The organism is Hyphomicrobium sulfonivorans, assembly GCF_013306565.1.
GTDB classification, from domain to species: Bacteria; Pseudomonadota; Alphaproteobacteria; order Rhizobiales; family Hyphomicrobiaceae; genus Hyphomicrobium_A; species Hyphomicrobium_A sulfonivorans.
Genome location: NZ_PZPO01000001.1, coordinates 589,391 through 606,486, shown reverse-complemented (window position 1 = coordinate 606,486; position 17,096 = coordinate 589,391). Strand labels below are relative to the sequence as shown.

Sequence of the window (17,096 nt, the reverse complement as noted above, 5' to 3'; positions counted from 1 at the left end):
CCGCACGAACGCCGCCAATGCCGCAGCGGCGCCCAACTCGCAAACTAGCAACCCGTTCAAGACGTTGCCGCTGAGCCCCCTTAATGTTCAGCGACATGTATAATTTACATCAGAATAAAGCAGTTGACACGCGTTGTTTGCTGAGTCAGCCCTGAGTCGCTTCGCAAGTGCGAAGAGATTAGGCGCAAGGGCGAAGTTGTCGAGGCGCCTGTACCAGTAAAAATTGGTGTCTAGCCAAAGGCTTGCGCCGGTTGCGCCACACAATGTCGTGCGACCTGCCGACTGCGCAGGCTGGTTTGCTCAAGAGATCAGCAATCTGTGGATGCGTGGCCGATTTGCATCAGCCACGCTTGCTGAGACCGCCCGCGATGGCCCGCAGCGGCGCGTCGAAAAGGCGGAGCTGGCGCTCGTCCTGCCCTTTCGTTTCCCGCGAAAGCTGCTCGATCCGGTCGAATGGCACCTGCTCCGCCATGATCAGCGAGCGCTGCGCCTTCATCGAACGCACCAGCCCTTCCTGCACCAGATGGAACTCGCCGACTGTCTGGCCGGGCAGCACCGCCGCCGGGTCGAGTCCGGACTCGCTCTGGAATGCGGCCTTGAGCTTGCGCAGCGCGGTATCCTCACGCACGCGGCCGATGAACCAGCTCGTGATCTGATCGCGGCTCTTGTAGTCGAGGTCGCCCGGCGACTGAGTAGCGAGCATGATGCCGAGACCGGCCGAACGGGCGCGCTTCAGAAGGCTCTGCAGCGGCTCAGCGGTTGCCGGTTTCGCGTTGGCCGGAATGTAAAGGTCGGCCTCGTCGAACATCACGACGGCTTGCAGCTCATCGTTCGGGTTGCGCTGGCAGAAGCGCAGCGCTTCGGACAGGAACTGCGAGACCCAGAACAGGATGTTCTCGTTGTCGCCCAGGAAGCCTGTGTAGATGATGGAAAGGCGCGTGCGGCCCTCGCGTGCATGAGGTCCAAGCCCAAGCAGCGATTCCATGTTGAGCGTTTCGCCGCCCGCTTCGAACAGCGACGCGTTACGGTGCCGGAGACTGTCGAGCTGCGCGACCAGGTCGCGACGCAGCTTGCCGGACGGATCCATGCGCTGCGTCAGATCGGAAAGCTCGGGATCTTCGTCCTCAAGCAGGTTGATGAGATCGGCCAGCGTCACTTCGCGACTGTGGCGCGAACCCAGAATGCGCAGTGCAACCGAAAGCGTGCCCGACTGCTTCTGATGGGTTGCCGAGTTCTTCAGATGCAGCATTTCGCCGAGCGCGGCGGACGAAAGGTTCGCCAGCAGCTGCTGCTCGTGGTCGGGCAATTCGTTGATGCCGTTGGGCAGCAGCGTGATCGAAATTGGCCGCCCGGAAGAGCGTCCCGGCGTGAACACTGCAACGTCGATCGCGTCGGCCAGCTTTTCGCGCTCACCGCGTCGCTCGGAAAATTCCTCGTCGTTCTCGCGCCAGACATCCGGGTTGGCGTAGGAGCAAAGATCGCCCTTGCGGTCCAGCAGAACGGCGGGAATGCCGCGCAGCAGAAGCTGTTCGATGAGGCTCAGCGCCAGCGTTGTCTTACCGGAGCCGGAACCACCCAGCACCGCAGCGTGACGCTTCAGAACGTTCTTGTTCAGCGTGACCGGGCGACCGCCAGGGCGTAGCTCGCGGCCACCGAAAATGCTGTCGCCGTCGCTGTTTTCATCGAGGATGACTGACAGCGGGAGCTGTTCCTCCGCCTCGGCAACAACGGGAGCGTCTGAGCCCTCTTCGTCGACAGCATCAGCTGCATGTGCAGCGTCCGGCGCAGCGGGCGCCATCGTTTCCAGTGTGCCCATCAGGCCGCGCGCCGGTGTCGCTGCATCCGGCTGACCGGCGGCAGGCGCTTCCGGTTGATGCACGCCATGCAACTCCATCATGGCCGAGCGCGGCAACGTGCGCCCAAGCAGATCGAGCCGCAACAACTGAATAATGACCGTGAGGTTCGACAACAACCGCGCGCCGGCCAGCCAATCCATGAAACCTGGATCGAGACGATGGTGGGTCTGGAATTCGCGCACCATCATCATGCGCTCCCATTCGGCGATGGGAACGGTGAGCGTGCGACCGCCATTTTCGCGGAACTTGCGCACGGCCTGCGCCGTCTGGTTCTTGCGGTTGGGCGGGAAATCTGAAGCGCGCAGCATGAAGCACTGCTTGGTGCCCATGCTGGAAAGCACACGGTCAAGCTGGCGCTTCAGGCCACCGCCCTGCGTCGGACGATTGCAGATGAATACGCGCCCATCGGTGGCGAAGCCTTGTTCGTGGCGCAGTGTAAAGTCGAGCGCTGCCACGTCATCGCCAAGCTCAAGCCGCTCGACGGAAAGCTGCAGCGTGCCGGCCCACTCGTCGCGTGCCAGCGGCATAGCACCGGCCAGCACATCCAGCAGTTCGCTCTCGTCAGAAGGAATTTCAGCTTCGGATGCGCTTTGGAAACGTTCCCACGTTTCACGATAGTCAAAAGCGGGTGCAACGCTTGCACCAGCAGACCGCGTCGATGCCGGAGCGCCGCCCATCTCTTCTGGCACGCCGAGGCCAAGCGCCGCCGCGAGCCGCGAGATGAAACCGCTAGGCTCCGACTGCGCGACGCTTGCGTTGTCTTCTGTCTCTTCGTCGTCGGGTTCGTCCGACGTGGTCTTGGTGCGCAGCCGATTGTAGGCGTGCTCCAACAGTCGGCGTGTCGAAAGACCGGCGAATTCCTCGTAGAACTGCGGGCCGAAGTATGCCGACGGATCGGAATAATGGGTGCCCTGCTCAGCGGCTTCGGCGATGTGCGCCAGCCGCTTCGCAATGATCAGGCGCGCTTCCTCCGGCGTGCGGCTTTCCAGCAGCGCCACCGGCCCCGACTTCTCAATGCGGTCAATGTAGGATTGTGCGAGAACGCCGCGCACCTGGCCGTAAAAATCTTCCAGGCACGAGATGATGAGGATGGCGTTCGGCACCCGGTTGGCCATCTGGATGAGGTCGCGCACCGCGCGCTGGAAGCGTTCTTCAGCGTCGGAAAAGAAGCGCAAGTCCTCGACCTGATCGACGCAGAACACCAGTGCCGCGCGATCGATGCTCCACATCAGCCCGCCGAGCGCGGCGATGATCTCGAATGCGCGATCTTCGCCGTCATTGGGGTCGAGCGCAGCAACAGCCTGATGGGCAAGCTCCGTCAACGGGCGGCCATGCAGATACTGGCGCACACGCTGATCGATGCGCGGATCGCGGCGCTCGAGATACAGCAGCGCGCGGACGACGTTGATGTCGAGTTCGAGCTCGGCATAGCGGGGCGAAGCTAAAATGTCGTCGGCCATCTTCAGCACGAGCTGCGCCAGCCGCGTTTCATCAAGGCTTGCTTCGCGCAGGTTCTGCAGATCCTTGGGATCGACATCGGCGTTGTCGATCATGCGGCTCGTCAGGCGTGCCAGAGCGCTCTCGCCGGAAGCATCCGGGTCGTAGGTTTTTTCCAGCGAGTGCACGAGACGGCGCAGATAATAATCGGCGTAGTTGGCGACATCCGGCGTCATCTGCGCATAGCCGAAATAGGCGCGGCCTTCCCGATGCGCAGAAGTGCGCAGCGCACGCAGAAGATGCGTCTTGCCAGCGCCAGATTGGCCGTGAAACAGCAGAATGCGATCCTGCGTGCCGGGGCCGCGACCGGAAACGATGCCGGAAAGCAGCTCGGAAAACTTGCGGCGTGCCTTGGCGTGAACCTCGACAACATCGACGGGATCAGCCCGCCAGATATCGTCCTCCCACGTGATGGAGTGTTCGAACGCTGAGAACAGCCGGTCGGAAGCTGGCTGTGGGGAAGCTTGATTAAGCTGCATCAGTCGACGGTCCTCGACGTCCTAGTCTTCGACGCGCACGTAGTGCCAGACGGTGTTCTTGTAGAGGATCGCTGAATCCTCAAACTCCTTGATGTTTTGTTTGTCTTTGAGGTCTGCGCCGGCCAGCACAAGTTGGCCTGCCCGGTGAGCCCCGGCCAGCATGTCTTTGAACTCGATCTCGGAAAGCCCCCATTCGGGGTGCGAGGTGCGAATCGCGTCCCACACCTTTGAGATAAACGCCTTCCGGGCCCCTGGCCAGCCCTCGGCGTTGCTCCGTGCCGCCCGGAGCACACCGGCAGAAAATTGCGCCAATCCAGGGCGCTGCGGCGCTTCTTCCGGTTGCGGTGTGAACTGGAGGACGCTTTGCGAAAGCGATTCGCTTGGCGGCGGCAAGGGGGTTCTGTCGGCAATGCGCGAAAGTTTCGACACCTCAGCGGATGCCAATTTGCGCAATACCGCCAGACGAAGGCTTTCGACGTCGTAACGGATGCTGCCGGCCTGATCGGCGCACAGCGCAGTGATCAGGCGCGCATCAGTCGGCAGTTCGCGCGGTTTTTTTAGCAGTTGCCCGGCGAGTACGCGCCCCGCCTTGGCGGAAAGCGGTGAGCCTTTGCCGAGGCCGTCTTTCACGTTGTCGCCAAACGCACGCTCAAGTGCCAGCAACGCAAGTGCGGCGCGCAGCTTTGATGGCGAAAGCGCCTGACGGACCGACAGCCCAAACGTATGCTGCACCACCAGCGCGCTGAGGCCATCTTTGCGTGAAAGCGCCGAACGCAGCGCCGATTTGCGAGGATCGACGCCAAGTGCCTTGGCCGTCAGCCACACATCGCGCTGTTCGTTCCAGGTGCGGTTGTGAGCTTCCCTTTCGCCGAAGTATCGGGCGACGGTCTCTTCGCCGCTTTCAGTCAGCTTCAGTTTGCTGCGCGCTTCAGTGATGAAGCCGCCAAGCATCAGCTTCGTCAGTGCGGTGTCGGCTTTCGAGCGCCAACGGGTAGACGGCACCTTGGGTGTGAAAAGCGGGGCAAGGTCGCGAATGACCTGCGCGCGGCTGGCACCGCCTGCGCACGCTGCCCGCACAAGAATGAGATGCTCGATAGGGCTAGCTGCGTCCTGCTTCGGTCCACTGCCGTTCACCGGCAGCGCCTGCGCGCTCAAGCTCGGCGCCGACATACAAGGCTTCTCCTTCGTAGACCTTCGGCCGAACGCGCGAATCAGCAGCCACTGAAATTGGATTGTGTTTGAAGTCCCCGATGCATCAAGGGGCTGAGGAAGTTACTGACACCAAATGTTGCATCGCCCGCTGCGGGCTTTTGTCTGATTGGTGCCGGGGTTTGGCCTCAACTGGGCCAAATTGGCGTCGTCATAATGTTAGGCGCGCTTTGGCTCCGAAACGCTGCTGGAGCCTGCGGAGAGTAGGGAAGCCCTTCAAATCATGGCTGGATTGGGCGGTGGTCCGGATCTGCACATATGGTTCCGGGCTGTTAGCATTAACGGCGAGTTAACGGGTTATCGCGATGATTGATCAATGTACCGCAATCATCCACGCGGGAGTGGTTCGTATGTATCGCGTCGCGCTTTGCGCAATTGCAGCCATTGCATTGGCTGCATGCAGTCTCGGCTCTTCCAACTCCACCATTTCGTCCGGTTATGCTCAGCCTGACACAACGGGGTCGATAACTTCGTCGCCGAACATGCAGAGTGTTGCTCTGGGCGGTGATCCCGGTGCGCCGCGCGGTCGAAAGACAGCGGTAGCCGGACAGCAGTACGCCAGCCTGGGCGATCAGGCGCCGAAGGGCTCCTACGAGAAGGCGACAACCGGCGCGCTTTCCGATCGCGATTATTCGCACACGGCGCTCGATCCCGAAAAAGCTCGCGACGTGATCAATCAGTATCGCCGCGACAAGGGGCTGAAGCCGCTGCGCCTGAACGCCGAGCTATCGGAGGCTGCCAAGGGCCATTCGCGCGATCTCGCCAAGTGGGACCGCATTTCGCACTACGGCTCGGATGGCTCCAATCCATGGGATCGCGTCAAGCGCACCGGCTTCAACGCGAAGCTAGCAGCGGAGAACGTCGGCACCGGTCAGGTGGATTTTCTTGAGGTGATGCGCGGCTGGAAGGATAGCCCCGGCCACAACAAGAACCTGCTGCTAAAGGATGCGACCCACATGGGCATCGCGCTGGTGCAGGATCCGCGCACCGAGTTCAAGTCATTCTGGACGCTGGTGATCGGCACGCCGATGTAGGTTTTCGCGGCCCGCGCAAAAGGCGCGTGGGCACTGAGCACCGCCTGAAAATTCAAATGCCGCCCGGCTTTATGGCTTAGGCGGCATTTTTTATTTTGTAACCCAGCACCGGCGGCCGGCTCCCCGCAGGGGAGTCGCCGGTGCTAACTAGACTCTAGTGGCGGAAGATGTTGCGCCAGATCGCAACCTCGATGCCCAGCGAACGGCTGACGACGATGCTGTTCAGCAGCGCGCCGGTTGCCAGCGCGATCGATGTTGCGGTCGCCGCACCGATCAAGCCGTACAGCGGCACCAGTATCAGATTGAGCACAATCGTCAGCACCGCCATCGTCACCTGAACGGCGGCACTGATTTTCTGCTTGCCCAGCATGTTGAGCAGGAATTCAGCCGGGCCCATCGCGGAGCGGAACAGGAAGCCGATGATGAGGATCAGCATCACCGGATAGCCTGAGGTGAACTGGGGGCCGAACAGCCAGAGCAGCGGCATGCCCATCGCCAGCAGCACAACACCTGCGGCCAGAGACGGCCAGAAGGTCCAGTGCGAGGCTTCGCGCGCGAATCTGTCGAGTTCGCTATGATCGCCGCGTGCATAGAGCGCTGCAAACTGGTTCGCCACCGAACTGCCGACCGCGTAATGCACGAACAGGATGAGCGACATCGTCTTGGCTGCAGCGAAGTAGATCGCAACGTCGGTCGGGTTCATGTAGTGCGATACGATGAGTACGTCGGCGCTCTGCAAAGCGAACTCGCTGGCGTTGATGACCAGCAGCGGCCAGCTCACCTTCAGCCACAGCGGAAAATTGTAACGCCGCACGCCCGCGCCGATGGTGGCCTTGATGCGGCGATCCATCAGCACCGTTTGCACAACGCCCGTGATCCATGTGGCGACGATGGCTGCAGCGACGGCGGTATTTGCATCCATCGGCAGTGCAGCTTCGTGCGCGGCGACCATGGCTGCAAGCAGTAGCGCCGGGCGCAGAATATAGGGCGGAACAAGCGACAGCCCCATCCACGCGAAGGCTTTGCCGATGCCATCCTGAACCCAGGTCAGCGTGTATAGCGGGATGCAGACCAGCGCGAGATACGCCGGCACCATGTAATGGCTGTCGAGCGGCTCGAAGAGATAAAGCCCGGCCAAGCCCGCAAGCATGATGAGCGTCGCAACGCCGACCGAAAGCCAGCGTGAACCGCGGACCACGCCGCGCACCAGATCGGTTTCGCCGGTTTCGCGATAGCCAGGAATGAAGCGGATCGTGGCGACGCCGAGCCCGAGATCGGCCAGACCGCCAAGCACCATCACCCACGTCCAAACGAAAACGTAGATGCCGTACTCGTAGCTGCCCATCCACCGCGCCAGCGCGATCTGCGACAGATACATCAATGCGGCGCTGGCGCAGCGAACGGAGAACGCAGTCATCGCGTCCCGCTGTGCACGGTGACGGTCAGTCTCGCCGCGCAGAATGGTCAGGATCTGTGCCGGAAAAACGCGAATGACGTTTTTGATGCGATTTAAGGGGGAAGCCCTGAGAGTATCGGTTGTGCTCTGAGCCATGGTTTCCCGTTCAGCGCCACTTTTAGTCAAGCAGCCGCTCGTTTTCGCGCTCGCGCAAACGCTCGGCGACGTCGGCCCAGGCATCGGATCTGTCTCGGTCGCCATTTTTGAAGTGCACCGCTGAGAAGAAATCCGCCACCTCGGCCGCAAACTGGCCGTGCTTGGCCTCCAACACGATCGCCATGGCGTCGAATTCAGGCTCGTCTATGGACGGCTTGTGTTGCCAGACATTTGACATCGTCTTGGAATCCCGTGTGGTGCATCTTGCGGTAGGGATAGCAAGAAGCACGCCAGCCCGAGTTGCCCCGTTTTGAAACTGTGAAAGCCAACCCGTGCGCTCCGTGATAATCTCGCGTTGGCGTTTGTTCGGGGTGAATGGACAGCGAGGTGTACCCATGTCCCTATCGTTGCGGTTAACCATCCGTTGCGCTGCCGTTGTGATGGCTTTCGGGATTGCAGGATCTGCACTGGCTGAAGAAGCCGGAGCGCCGCAAGGCAGCGGGTCGGAAGATCGACAGCTGGAGCAGCCCGCGCCTGCGGATAACGCGCCGCCGCGGCGCGATCCGAATGTGAAGCCGTTGATCGACGTTCCCGCGGGCTGCCCATATTGGGGCAATGACAAGCTGGAACTCATCGCCTGATGGCGATTGCTCGCAGCGCAGCTGACTGAGCTCACCATTGCGTCGATTGGAGCAGGCGAGATTTTATAGCGCCCGCTCGGACCAGTGCCGGGCAAATTACTTCAGCCGGCCTGACGTTGGACGGACGGCATCCGCTCACACGCGCCGTTCCATCAAAGCTGACGCGGTTGGTTAGTGCGGCGCCTGGAAAGCTGCTGCCGGTGGTGGCATCGTGCCGCGAAGCTGGATCGCCGATGTGTCGCCGCTGCCGGTTTCAACCTCAACGGTCACCGGAGCGGGGCGTGGCTCGCCCCCATCGCCGCGCGGGGCGCGTTTGGCTTCTTTCTTTTTGCCGTCGTCCTTGGCCTTCACCGTCGCCGGTTTAGGTTTGCGCTTTTTGGCGGGCGGCGGATTACAGCCCCAGGACGTCACATCCTTGCGCACGCTGCGCACCGGAACGGCGGGCGCCAACGGCATGTTGTCGATGGTGGTTGAATTGAAAAGCTGCTTCCAGCCCGGCTGTTGAAAGCCATGTTCCAGCAGGCTGGCGGCGCGGATGTTGCGCTCCGCGCTGGTCACGTCACCCAGAACGACAGCAATGATGCGACGGCCGTCGCGGGTAGCCGAGGCAACAACGTTGAAGCCGGAATCACAGATGAAGCCGGTTTTGAAGCCATCGGCGCCATCAAACGACCGCAGCAGGCCATTGTGCGATGTAAGCCGCTGCTTGCCGAGGCGCATCTCCGACATACCCCAGTAATGGGCGTGCTCCGGGAATTCGTCGATGACCGCCCGCGTGAGCTTGGCAAGATCGCGCGCTGTCGTCACCTGCCCCGGAGCGGGCAGTCCGTTCGGGTTGACGAACACGGTGCGGCTCATGCCGAGGCGATGGGCTGTGGCGTTCATCTTGGCGACGAAGGCAACGGTGCTGCCGGCGACCGCTTCGGCCAGCATCACGGCGACATCGTTGGCAGATTTTACTATCAGGGATTCAAGCGCTTTATCGACGGTGAGCTGTCCGCCAACGGCGAGCCCGATCTTGCTGGGCGGTTGGGTGTGGGCATCGTCCGAGCAGGTCACCCTGGATTTAAGGGTCAGCTTGCCTTCCTTGATCGCGCCGAACACCAGATAGGCGGTCATGATCTTGGTGAGGGAAGCGGGATGCCAGAGGTCGTCGGCAGCTTCGGCGTACAGCACTTTGCTGTTCGTGTGCTCAACAACGAGGGCAGGGGCTGCGGTGGCCGGCCGCGATGCAAACATCGCGATCAGCATCAGGGCAACGAATGCGGTGCCGCTGCGCATGCAACTCCCCCAACTGCTCATGCTCGGCGGATACCATATCCTGTGCTGCGGCCGCAACGCGCGGCCGGGCCCTTTGTTGTGCACTGTGTCAGTAGGCGCACACAGAGACGCCAAATGAGGCAACCGTGCGATCAGTGCGCAGGGGGGAACATACGCTCCTTCGCGACGGCTGCCTTATTCCGGTGCAGGGCTCAGTTTGTCAGCGTGCGATAGGCATGTACGCTGGCCAGTATAGCGATGGGCAGGGCCACGAATACACCCACGCCAAGCGCGAGCAGGCCAAGGATGACGATGCCGAGCAGCGCAAGCATCAGCAGCGCAAGCTGCCACTTGTTGCCCTTGGTGATACGCCAGCTTTCCTTGATGGCTGCCACCGGCCCAAGCCCGCGTTCCACCACGAGATAGGGCACGAACATCAATCCGAGCCCGATGATAATGCCGGGTACGATGAAGGCCATGAGCCCCAGGGTGACGGCGATGCCGGTGAGGATGTGCGCGCCAAGAAAGCGCCAGAACGGGCCGGGATTCCAGAAGTCGGTGAGCTGTACGCCCATGACGTTGTCGTGCGCGCGCAGATAGAACGTCACGATTCCGCAGGCCGCCAGCGTTGAAACGATGATGCTGGCCAGCAGGGCGATGAGGCTTATGGCGGTGACGGGTTCGGGAATGAATTCGCCATCAGGGTCAATGTCCGGAAGGTCCGGGCCGAAGGAGCCGGGGATGGAGGTGATGATCAACACGAGCAGAAGCGTGCCGATGAGGAACCAGGGCCGCTTTTTAAAGGTCTCCCAGCCGAAGCTGATGCAGTCGCCGACGGATAATTTGCGCATGTTGCTGTCCCGCGGATTGATGAGGCGGGCAGTTTCGCACGAAGGCCTTAACAGGCCGCAGACGGGCTTGGGGGCGGCGGAGGTGCGATCGCTGGGCCGCACTCGCTTGGCGCCACATACGATGCGCGAAAATATGTATGGCCCGGCTTGAGCGGGCGCAGCTTTGCCGATCAGAGATTTTGAGAGTTCCGCGCTGTGGTGCCCGAGGTCGGACTTGAACCGACATACCCTTGCGGATGCGGGATTTTGAGTCCCGTGCGTCTACCAGTTCCACCACTCGGGCGTACCACTGCGGAGAGCTTTTGCTACAGCTTTTGTCCGGCGAAGGGAAGCGTCTCGAATCCTGTTTCCGTGCGGCACACTGGGCGGCGCCACATGGGATATGGCGAAGGTGGGCTCTCGACGGACCACACGCCGGAAAAGGTGATGCAACCTGGTGAAATCCAGCTGAGTTATTGCGGCCGGTGAGCGGTTCCGTAACGCTCCGGTGAGATCCTCCTCCCACCAGATGGCAGGGACCGACGCCCAGGGCTTGGGCGTCCGGTCTCTGGTGCGGCCTGTTCCCATGGGAGATGACCAACTTGCTGACCCCTTCGTCGGTGCTGAGCGAAGCTCAATTCATCCGCCGCGTGCTTATTGTCGTCGGCATCCTGGCGCTGGCCGCCGCGCTTTATGTGCTCTCGGACATTCTGCTGCTGATCTTCGGAGCGGTGCTGGTGGCTGTGGTGCTGCATGCCATCGCGGCTCCGGTACGCAGGCTCACCGGTTGGGGTGAGCGGACGTCGCTGGCGGTGGCGGGGTTCGGAACCGCGACGCTGATCGGACTGGTGGTTTATCTGTTCGGCGCCGAAATCGCCGATCAGCTTTATGCGCTGATTGAGAAACTGCCGGAAGCGGTATCCAGCCTGTCGCGGGCAGAGCCGTTCCTGTCGGTTTCGGATATCGTGAAGGGATCGTCCGTTGGCAATCTGATCATGAATGCGGTGTCGTGGGGATCGACCATATTCGGCGCGTTTGCCACGTTCATCGTGGTGCTGATTGCCGGCATCTACATCGCAATCGAGCCGAAGATCTATCGCGACGGGCTGCTGAAGCTGTTTCCAAAGTCGGCGCAGGAACGGGTCAGTGCAACGCTGAGCGATGCCTTTGACGCGCTGCGCATGTGGCTGGGGGCTCAGCTTGTTGCGATGATCCTGGTGGGCGTTCTGATTGCCATCGGGCTTGCAATTATCGGCGCGCCTTCAGCGTTGGCATTAGGGTTGATCGCCGGCGTGCTGGAGTTCGTTCCCATTGTCGGCCCGGTTATAGCGGCGATTCCCGCGCTGCTGCTGGCGTCGGCCGATGGTTGGAATCTCGTCTGGTGGACGCTCGGCGTGTTCGTGGTCGTGCAGCAGATCGAGAGCAACATCATCATGCCGCTGCTGTCGGGCAAGGCGGTCGACCTGCCCCCGGCGGTTGGACTGTTTGCCGTTGTGGCGCTGGGCATCCTGTTCGGCCCGCTGGGCCTGCTGCTCGGTTATCCGCTGGCCATTGTCATCGATGTCGCCGTGCGGCGCCTCTACGTGCATGAGACGCTTGGCGAAGAGGTCACGATTGCCGGCGAGAAGGTTGACGACGAAGCTTGAGCGGGCGGAGGCCCGGCCGCCTGAGCCGTCCAGTCCCAGTTCATGGGCTGGATCTCAGGCTAAACTACGCGCGCGATGTCTGGCGTCGGCCGAAAGTGCCTGACTGGCGGATGTCCTGCGCCGACGGCCATGTGCCCCGGTCGGTAAAGCGAACGCCGATGGTGAGATGATCGCGCCATGCCACGGTGCACTTGCGCGCAGCTCCGGTCATCACATCGCGCAACTCGAATGAATTGCCAACGCTGCGGGCTGAGGGGATCTCCAGCTTTGCCCCAGTATGCGACAGGTCGCAAATCGAACACGGCACGGAATCGTTGCCGCCGAGCGAAATGCGCCCCGGACGCCGCACGGATTGGCGGTGATTAATTCTGCGTTCCATAGCCTTGCTCTCCATGGCGGAAACATATGCAGGCTGTGGGCCGGAAAAGAGGTCAGTCAGATTTGATTTGCGGCGGTGGTTAAGCATTGGTGACCAAGCGCCCGACAGGAATAATCGGGCGCTGCGGTCGCCGCGTGCTGAATGCAGCCGAGCTCGAAACCCGTCACTTCCAGGAATAGGTGATGCGGCCGGTTCCGTGGTGGTGCTCGGTGATTTCGACATGATCGCCGACGTGGGGCGAACTGGTCTTGAGGGCGATGACGTTAACGTGGCGCCCATCGTTCAGCAGCATGTCTACGGTCAGGCCGTCTTCGATCATCCGCGTGCTTTTCACGTTTAGCGGTGTGATCGCGGCGACGGTGGCCGGGACGCGCACGTTTTCGATGCGCGCGTCCAGATCCTCATAAACGAAGTAGGCACCGATCGCGACCAGCGCCATGGCGCCGATCCCGATCCGTTTCAGCCGCTGGACCCGGATAACGCGGTCCAGCTTGCGACGTGTCTCTTCACGCATTGCCATTTTTTATCGGGCCTTCAGCCCTGTTTTGGCGGCGGTGCGTCGGGTCAGGCAGCCAGAGACTGGGTGCCGACGAGGCGCACGATGTCGCTCATGATGTCGTTGAGCTGGAAGTTCTTCGGCGTGTAGATGGCTGCGACGCCGAACGCTTTCAACTTCGCCTCGTCCTCGGGCGGAATGATGCCGCCGACGACGACCGGAACGTCGCTGATGCCTTCCTTGTGCAGCCGCTCCATCACTTCCTGAACCAGCGGCACGTGGCTGCCGGAAAGGATCGACAGGCCGATCACGTGTACGCTTTCATCCACCGCAGCACGCACGATCTGCGTCGGCGTCAGTCGGATGCCCTCATAAACAACTTCCATGCCGACATCGCGGGCGCGCACGGCGATCTGCTCGGCGCCATTTGAGTGGCCATCGAGACCGGGCTTGCCGACCAGGAACTTCAGGCGGCGGCCAAGCTTGTCGGAGAGGTCGTCCACTTCGGCGCGGACCGCATCGAGCGCGCCGCTGTCGCGGACAACAGCTGCCTGAGCAACGCCGGTCGGGGCGCGATATTCGCCGAACACGCGGCGCAACGTGGTGCCCCATTCGCCGGTGGTGACGCCTGCGCGTGCCGCCGCGATGGAGGACTCCATGATGTTACGGCCTTCCTTGGCCGCGCGCTCAACTTCGGCAATCGCCTTTTCGACCGCTTTGTTGTCACGCGAAGCGCGCCAAGCCTTCAGGCGTTCGATCTGCTCCGCCTCGACGGCCGGATCGACGACCATGATGGCGCCTTCTCCGGCGGTGAGCGGTGAAGGCTCCGTTTCCGTCCACTTGTTGACGCCAACAACGATCTGCGCGCCGCTCTCGATGTTGGAAAGGCGCGCCGTGTTGCTCTCAACCAGACGTCGCTTCATGTAATCGATGGCAGCAACGGCGCCGCCCATGGCTTCAATGGCGGCTAGTTCGCTCAGGGCCTGCTCTTTCAGCTCTTCGACCTTGCGCGTGATTTCCTTCGAGCCATCGAAGATGTCGCCGTATTCAAGCAGGTCGGTCTCGTAAGCAACGATCTGCTGCATGCGTAGTGACCACTGCTGATCCCACGGGCGCGGCAGGCCGAGCGCTTCGTTCCAGGCGGGAAGCTGCACGGCGCGGGCGCGGGCGCGCTTCGACAGCGTCACACCCAGCATTTCCAGCAGAATACGATAGACGTTGTTCTCAGGCTGCGGCTCGGTGAGGCCGAGGCTGTTCACCTGCACACCGTAACGGAACATGCGTTCCTTGGGATTGGTCACGCCATAGCGGTTGAGGGTGATATCCTCCCACAACTCGTTGAAGGCGCGCATCTTGCAGATCTCAGTGACGAAGCGCATGCCGGCGTTGACGAAGAACGACACGCGACCGACCACCAGGCCGAAGTTTTCTTCCGGCACCTCGCCCGAAGCTTTCACTGTGTCGAGCACGGCGAGGGCGGTGGCTAGCGCGAAGGCTAGCTCCTGTACCGGCGTCGCGCCTGCTTCCTGCAGATGGTAGGAGCAGACGTTGGTCGGGTTCCACTTCGGCACGTTCTGGTACGAGAACACGATCGTGTCCTTGATCAGCCGGAGCGAGGGCTCGGGCGGGAACACGTAGGTGCCGCGCGAAAGATATTCCTTGATGATGTCGTTCTGGATGGTGCCGGTGAGCTTGTCACGCGAGGCGCCCTGCTCGTCTGCGAAAGCGACATACAGAGACAGCAGCCACGCCGCGGTGGCGTTGATAGTCATCGAGGTGTTCATCTGGTCGAGCGGAATGCCGTCCAGCAGAGTGCGCATGTCGCCGAGATGCGACACCGGCACGCCAACCTTGCCCACCTCACCACGCGCCAGCTCGTTGTCGCTGTCGTAGCCGGTCTGTGTCGGCAGATCGAAAGCGATCGACAGGCCCGTCTGACCCTTGGAGAGGTTACGACGATAAAGTTCGTTCGACTTGGCGGCCGTCGAGTGGCCGGCGTAAGTGCGCAGCAACCATGGGCGGTCGGGAGCCCGCTTCTCGGCCCCGCTCTTGCCTTCGCTCATAAAATTCAACCTCGATTGGGTTCAGGCGTTTTGCCCTAAAGTACCCTTAACACCTCGCGCAAGGCAAAATGATCTTTGCCGCAACGTGGACAGGCAAATTTAAGGGGCTGGGTCGCTTAGACGCGGCGGATCTGACGCCCATAGGGCGAGGGTGCCTGCACCATGTCGCTCTTGAAGGCGTAATTCTGCAAAAAGAGCGTCGAAACAATAGCCATCAGCCGAAGGCTTACCAGCAACACGAGCAGTGCCGCGATCAGGCCCAGCGTGCAGGCGATGACGACGTTCACCTCCCGATCGGGGGTGGGATAAAAATGGTAGGCGTTGAAAAGGTAATTGGCCGTCAGAGCGCCAAAAACCAGGCCGGGGACAAAAATCAAGGCCAGCATTGTGCGGGACAGCACCTGCATGGTGAGTACGCCACCCCAACCCGAAAGCAGGGCAACAACTACCAGAGTATAAGTGTCGACGGTGATGGCCTGATGGAGAAAATCCGACATGCGCTACCCTGAACTCTCGCGGCCACCTCTACCCGGACTTCATTAATCCAGAGTTGGGTTTGACGGGGTTTTTTACGACCGTTCAGATTAAAGGTTCGTTGACACGATTACATAGCGGCGCAACAGCCTCTTCATTGCAGCGCGAAATCGTGCTTGAAACGCCATCTGACTTTGCGGCCCCTGACCCTCGGGACGCCGCGGTCGAATTCTTCAGCCGGCCGCAGGCCGGCGTTTCATCCACGGACGGGAGCCAAGAATGACGAGCCAAAGCGCCGCCAGGCCGGAAATCGCCATGGGCGCACCGGTGACGACCGAGAAAAAGGATCTCTACGAAATCGGCGAGATCCCGCCACTCGGCCACGTCCCGAAGAATATGTATGCCTGGGCCATTCGCAAGGAGCGCCAGGGCGAGCCCGACACTGCCATGCAGGTTGAGGTGGTGCCGACCTGGGAGCTCGACAGCCACGACGTGCTCGTCCTCGTGATGGCCGCCGGCGTCAACTACAACGGCGTCTGGGCCTCGCTCGGCACGCCGATCTCAATGTTCGACGTCCACAAGCAGCCTTTCCACGTCGCAGGGTCGGACGCGTCCGGCATCGTTTACGCCGTTGGCTCTAAGGTGAAGCGCTGGAAAGTTGGCGACGAAGTCGTCATCCACTGCAACCAGGACGACGGCGACGACGAGGAGTGCAACGGCGGCGATCCGATGTTCTCCACCAGCCAGCGCATCTGGGGTTATGAGACGCCGGATGGCTCGTTCGCGCAGTTCTGCCGCGTGCAGGACCGCCAGCTTCTGGAGCGTCCGCGCCATCTGACCTGGGAAGAGAGCGCCTGCTACACGCTCACGCTCGCCACCGCCTACCGCATGCTGTTCGGTCACCGTCCGCACGTGCTGCGTCCGGGCCATAACGTGCTGGTTTGGGGTGCAGCCGGCGGCCTCGGCGCGTTCGCCGTGCAGCTCTGCGCGACGTCGGGCGCCAACGCCATTGGCGTTGTCTCTGAGGACGATAAGCGCGATTTCGTCATGCAGCTCGGCGCTAAGGGCGTCATCAACCGCAAGAACTTCAACTGTTGGGGCCAGCTGCCGAAGGTGAACTCGCCTGAGTATCACGAATGGCTCAAGGAGATGCGCAGCTTCGGCAAGGCGATCTGGGACATCACCGGCAAGGGCGTCAACGTCGACTGCGTGTTCGAGCACCCGGGCGAGTCGACAATCCCGGTCTCAGTGCAGGTGGTGAAGCGCGGCGGCATGGTTGTGATTTGCGCCGGCACCACTGGCTACAACCTGACGATGGATGCGCGCTACCTCTGGATGCATCAGAAGCGTGTTCAGGGTTCGCACTTCGCCAACCTGATGCAGGCCGCTCAGGCCAACAAGCTGGTCGTCGAGCGACGCATCGATCCGTGCATGTCGGAAGTGTTCCCGTGGGAGCAGATCCCGAAGGCGCACATGCGCATGATGCGCAACGAGCATAAGCCGGGCAACATGGCGGTGCTGGTTTCGGCTCCGACGACCGGCCTGCGCACGTTTGAAGACGCCATTGAGGCCAGCGAGCGCATTCACGGCCCCAAATAAGGGCTGCTGCTAGCTGAGCTACATGAGATGAATGGGCGGGTTACCGATATCGGTGGCCCGCCTTTCTTTTTGTCGATCGCG

General features: G+C 61.6%; 14 protein-coding genes and 1 tRNA gene. 4 read left to right on the top strand and 11 right to left on the bottom strand.

Annotated elements, in window-relative coordinates; all coding sequences use genetic code 11:
• Window positions 1–340: 340 nt before the first annotated feature.
• Together C6Y62_RS02805 and C6Y62_RS02800 are read right to left on the bottom strand one after the other, a co-directional pair.
• Entirely contained in the window at window positions 341–3,832 is a 3,492-nt protein-coding gene (locus tag C6Y62_RS02805) for a helicase HerA-like domain-containing protein (protein ID WP_173952686.1), read from the bottom strand.
• A 21-nt stretch (window positions 3,833–3,853) separates the two neighbouring features.
• Entirely contained in the window at window positions 3,854–5,002 is a 1,149-nt protein-coding gene (locus C6Y62_RS02800) for a hypothetical protein (protein WP_173952685.1), read from the bottom strand.
• Window positions 5,003–5,391: 389 nt separating this feature from the next.
• Between C6Y62_RS02800 and C6Y62_RS02795 the strand changes: the two genes are divergently transcribed.
• Window positions 5,392–6,075, top strand: a complete 684-nt coding sequence (locus tag C6Y62_RS02795) for a CAP domain-containing protein (RefSeq protein WP_068461990.1) — start codon at window positions 5,392–5,394, stop codon at window positions 6,073–6,075.
• A gap of 154 nt (window positions 6,076–6,229) precedes the next feature.
• Here C6Y62_RS02795 and C6Y62_RS02790 read toward each other — a convergent pair whose 3' ends face one another.
• Both C6Y62_RS02790 and C6Y62_RS02785 read right to left on the bottom strand, forming a co-directional pair.
• On the bottom strand, window positions 6,230–7,627 hold the full coding sequence (locus C6Y62_RS02790) for a lipopolysaccharide biosynthesis protein (protein ID WP_173952684.1): 1,398 nt from the start codon (window positions 7,625–7,627) through the stop codon (window positions 6,230–6,232).
• A gap of 22 nt (window positions 7,628–7,649) precedes the next feature.
• Entirely contained in the window at window positions 7,650–7,865 is a 216-nt protein-coding gene (locus tag C6Y62_RS02785) for a hypothetical protein (RefSeq protein WP_068461994.1), read from the bottom strand.
• 157 nt (window positions 7,866–8,022) lie between these two features.
• Here C6Y62_RS02785 and C6Y62_RS02780 point away from each other — a divergent pair, with 157 nt between their 5' ends.
• Window positions 8,023–8,268 carry a hypothetical protein gene (locus C6Y62_RS02780; RefSeq protein ID WP_173952683.1) on the top strand — a complete coding sequence of 82 codons (246 nt, stop codon included), beginning with the start codon at window positions 8,023–8,025 and terminating at the stop codon, window positions 8,266–8,268.
• A gap of 171 nt (window positions 8,269–8,439) precedes the next feature.
• Here the strand turns inward: C6Y62_RS02780 and C6Y62_RS02775 are convergent, their stop codons facing one another.
• From C6Y62_RS02775 to C6Y62_RS02765, 3 genes are all read right to left on the bottom strand, one after another.
• The gene (locus C6Y62_RS02775; protein WP_246274245.1) at window positions 8,440–9,549 is read right to left on the bottom strand and encodes a D-alanyl-D-alanine carboxypeptidase family protein; all 1,110 of its coding nucleotides are present in this window, start codon (window positions 9,547–9,549) and stop codon (window positions 8,440–8,442) included.
• Between the two features lie 191 nt (window positions 9,550–9,740).
• Window positions 9,741–10,379, bottom strand: a complete 639-nt coding sequence (locus tag C6Y62_RS02770) for a DUF975 family protein (RefSeq protein ID WP_173952682.1) — start codon at window positions 10,377–10,379, stop codon at window positions 9,741–9,743.
• A 196-nt stretch (window positions 10,380–10,575) separates the two neighbouring features.
• Window positions 10,576–10,662, bottom strand: a tRNA-Leu gene (locus C6Y62_RS02765).
• 298 nt (window positions 10,663–10,960) lie between these two features.
• Here C6Y62_RS02765 and C6Y62_RS02760 point away from each other — a divergent pair.
• On the top strand, window positions 10,961–12,004 hold the full coding sequence (locus C6Y62_RS02760; protein WP_173952681.1) for an AI-2E family transporter: 1,044 nt from the start codon (window positions 10,961–10,963) through the stop codon (window positions 12,002–12,004).
• Window positions 12,005–12,068: 64 nt separating this feature from the next.
• On the opposite strand, the gene C6Y62_RS02755 is transcribed toward C6Y62_RS02760, so the two are convergent.
• From C6Y62_RS02755 to C6Y62_RS02740, 4 genes are all read right to left on the bottom strand, one after another.
• The gene (locus tag C6Y62_RS02755; protein ID WP_246274243.1) at window positions 12,069–12,383 is read right to left on the bottom strand and encodes a PilZ domain-containing protein; all 315 of its coding nucleotides are present in this window, start codon (window positions 12,381–12,383) and stop codon (window positions 12,069–12,071) included.
• A gap of 163 nt (window positions 12,384–12,546) precedes the next feature.
• Window positions 12,547–12,897, bottom strand: coding sequence for a hypothetical protein (locus tag C6Y62_RS02750; protein ID WP_068462008.1), 351 nt, complete (start codon window positions 12,895–12,897; stop codon window positions 12,547–12,549).
• Between the two features lie 50 nt (window positions 12,898–12,947).
• Window positions 12,948–14,942, bottom strand: coding sequence for a protein meaA (locus tag C6Y62_RS02745; protein ID WP_173952679.1), 1,995 nt, complete (start codon window positions 14,940–14,942; stop codon window positions 12,948–12,950).
• A 116-nt stretch (window positions 14,943–15,058) separates the two neighbouring features.
• Window positions 15,059–15,439, bottom strand: coding sequence for a hypothetical protein (locus C6Y62_RS02740; protein ID WP_173952678.1), 381 nt, complete (start codon window positions 15,437–15,439; stop codon window positions 15,059–15,061).
• A gap of 256 nt (window positions 15,440–15,695) precedes the next feature.
• Here C6Y62_RS02740 and ccrA point away from each other — a divergent pair, with 256 nt between their 5' ends.
• Window positions 15,696–17,015 (top strand): crotonyl-CoA carboxylase/reductase, encoded by a 1,320-nt coding sequence (gene ccrA / locus C6Y62_RS02735; RefSeq protein ID WP_173952677.1) that lies wholly within the window; start codon window positions 15,696–15,698, stop codon window positions 17,013–17,015.
• The last annotated feature ends 81 nt before the right edge of the window (window positions 17,016–17,096 follow it).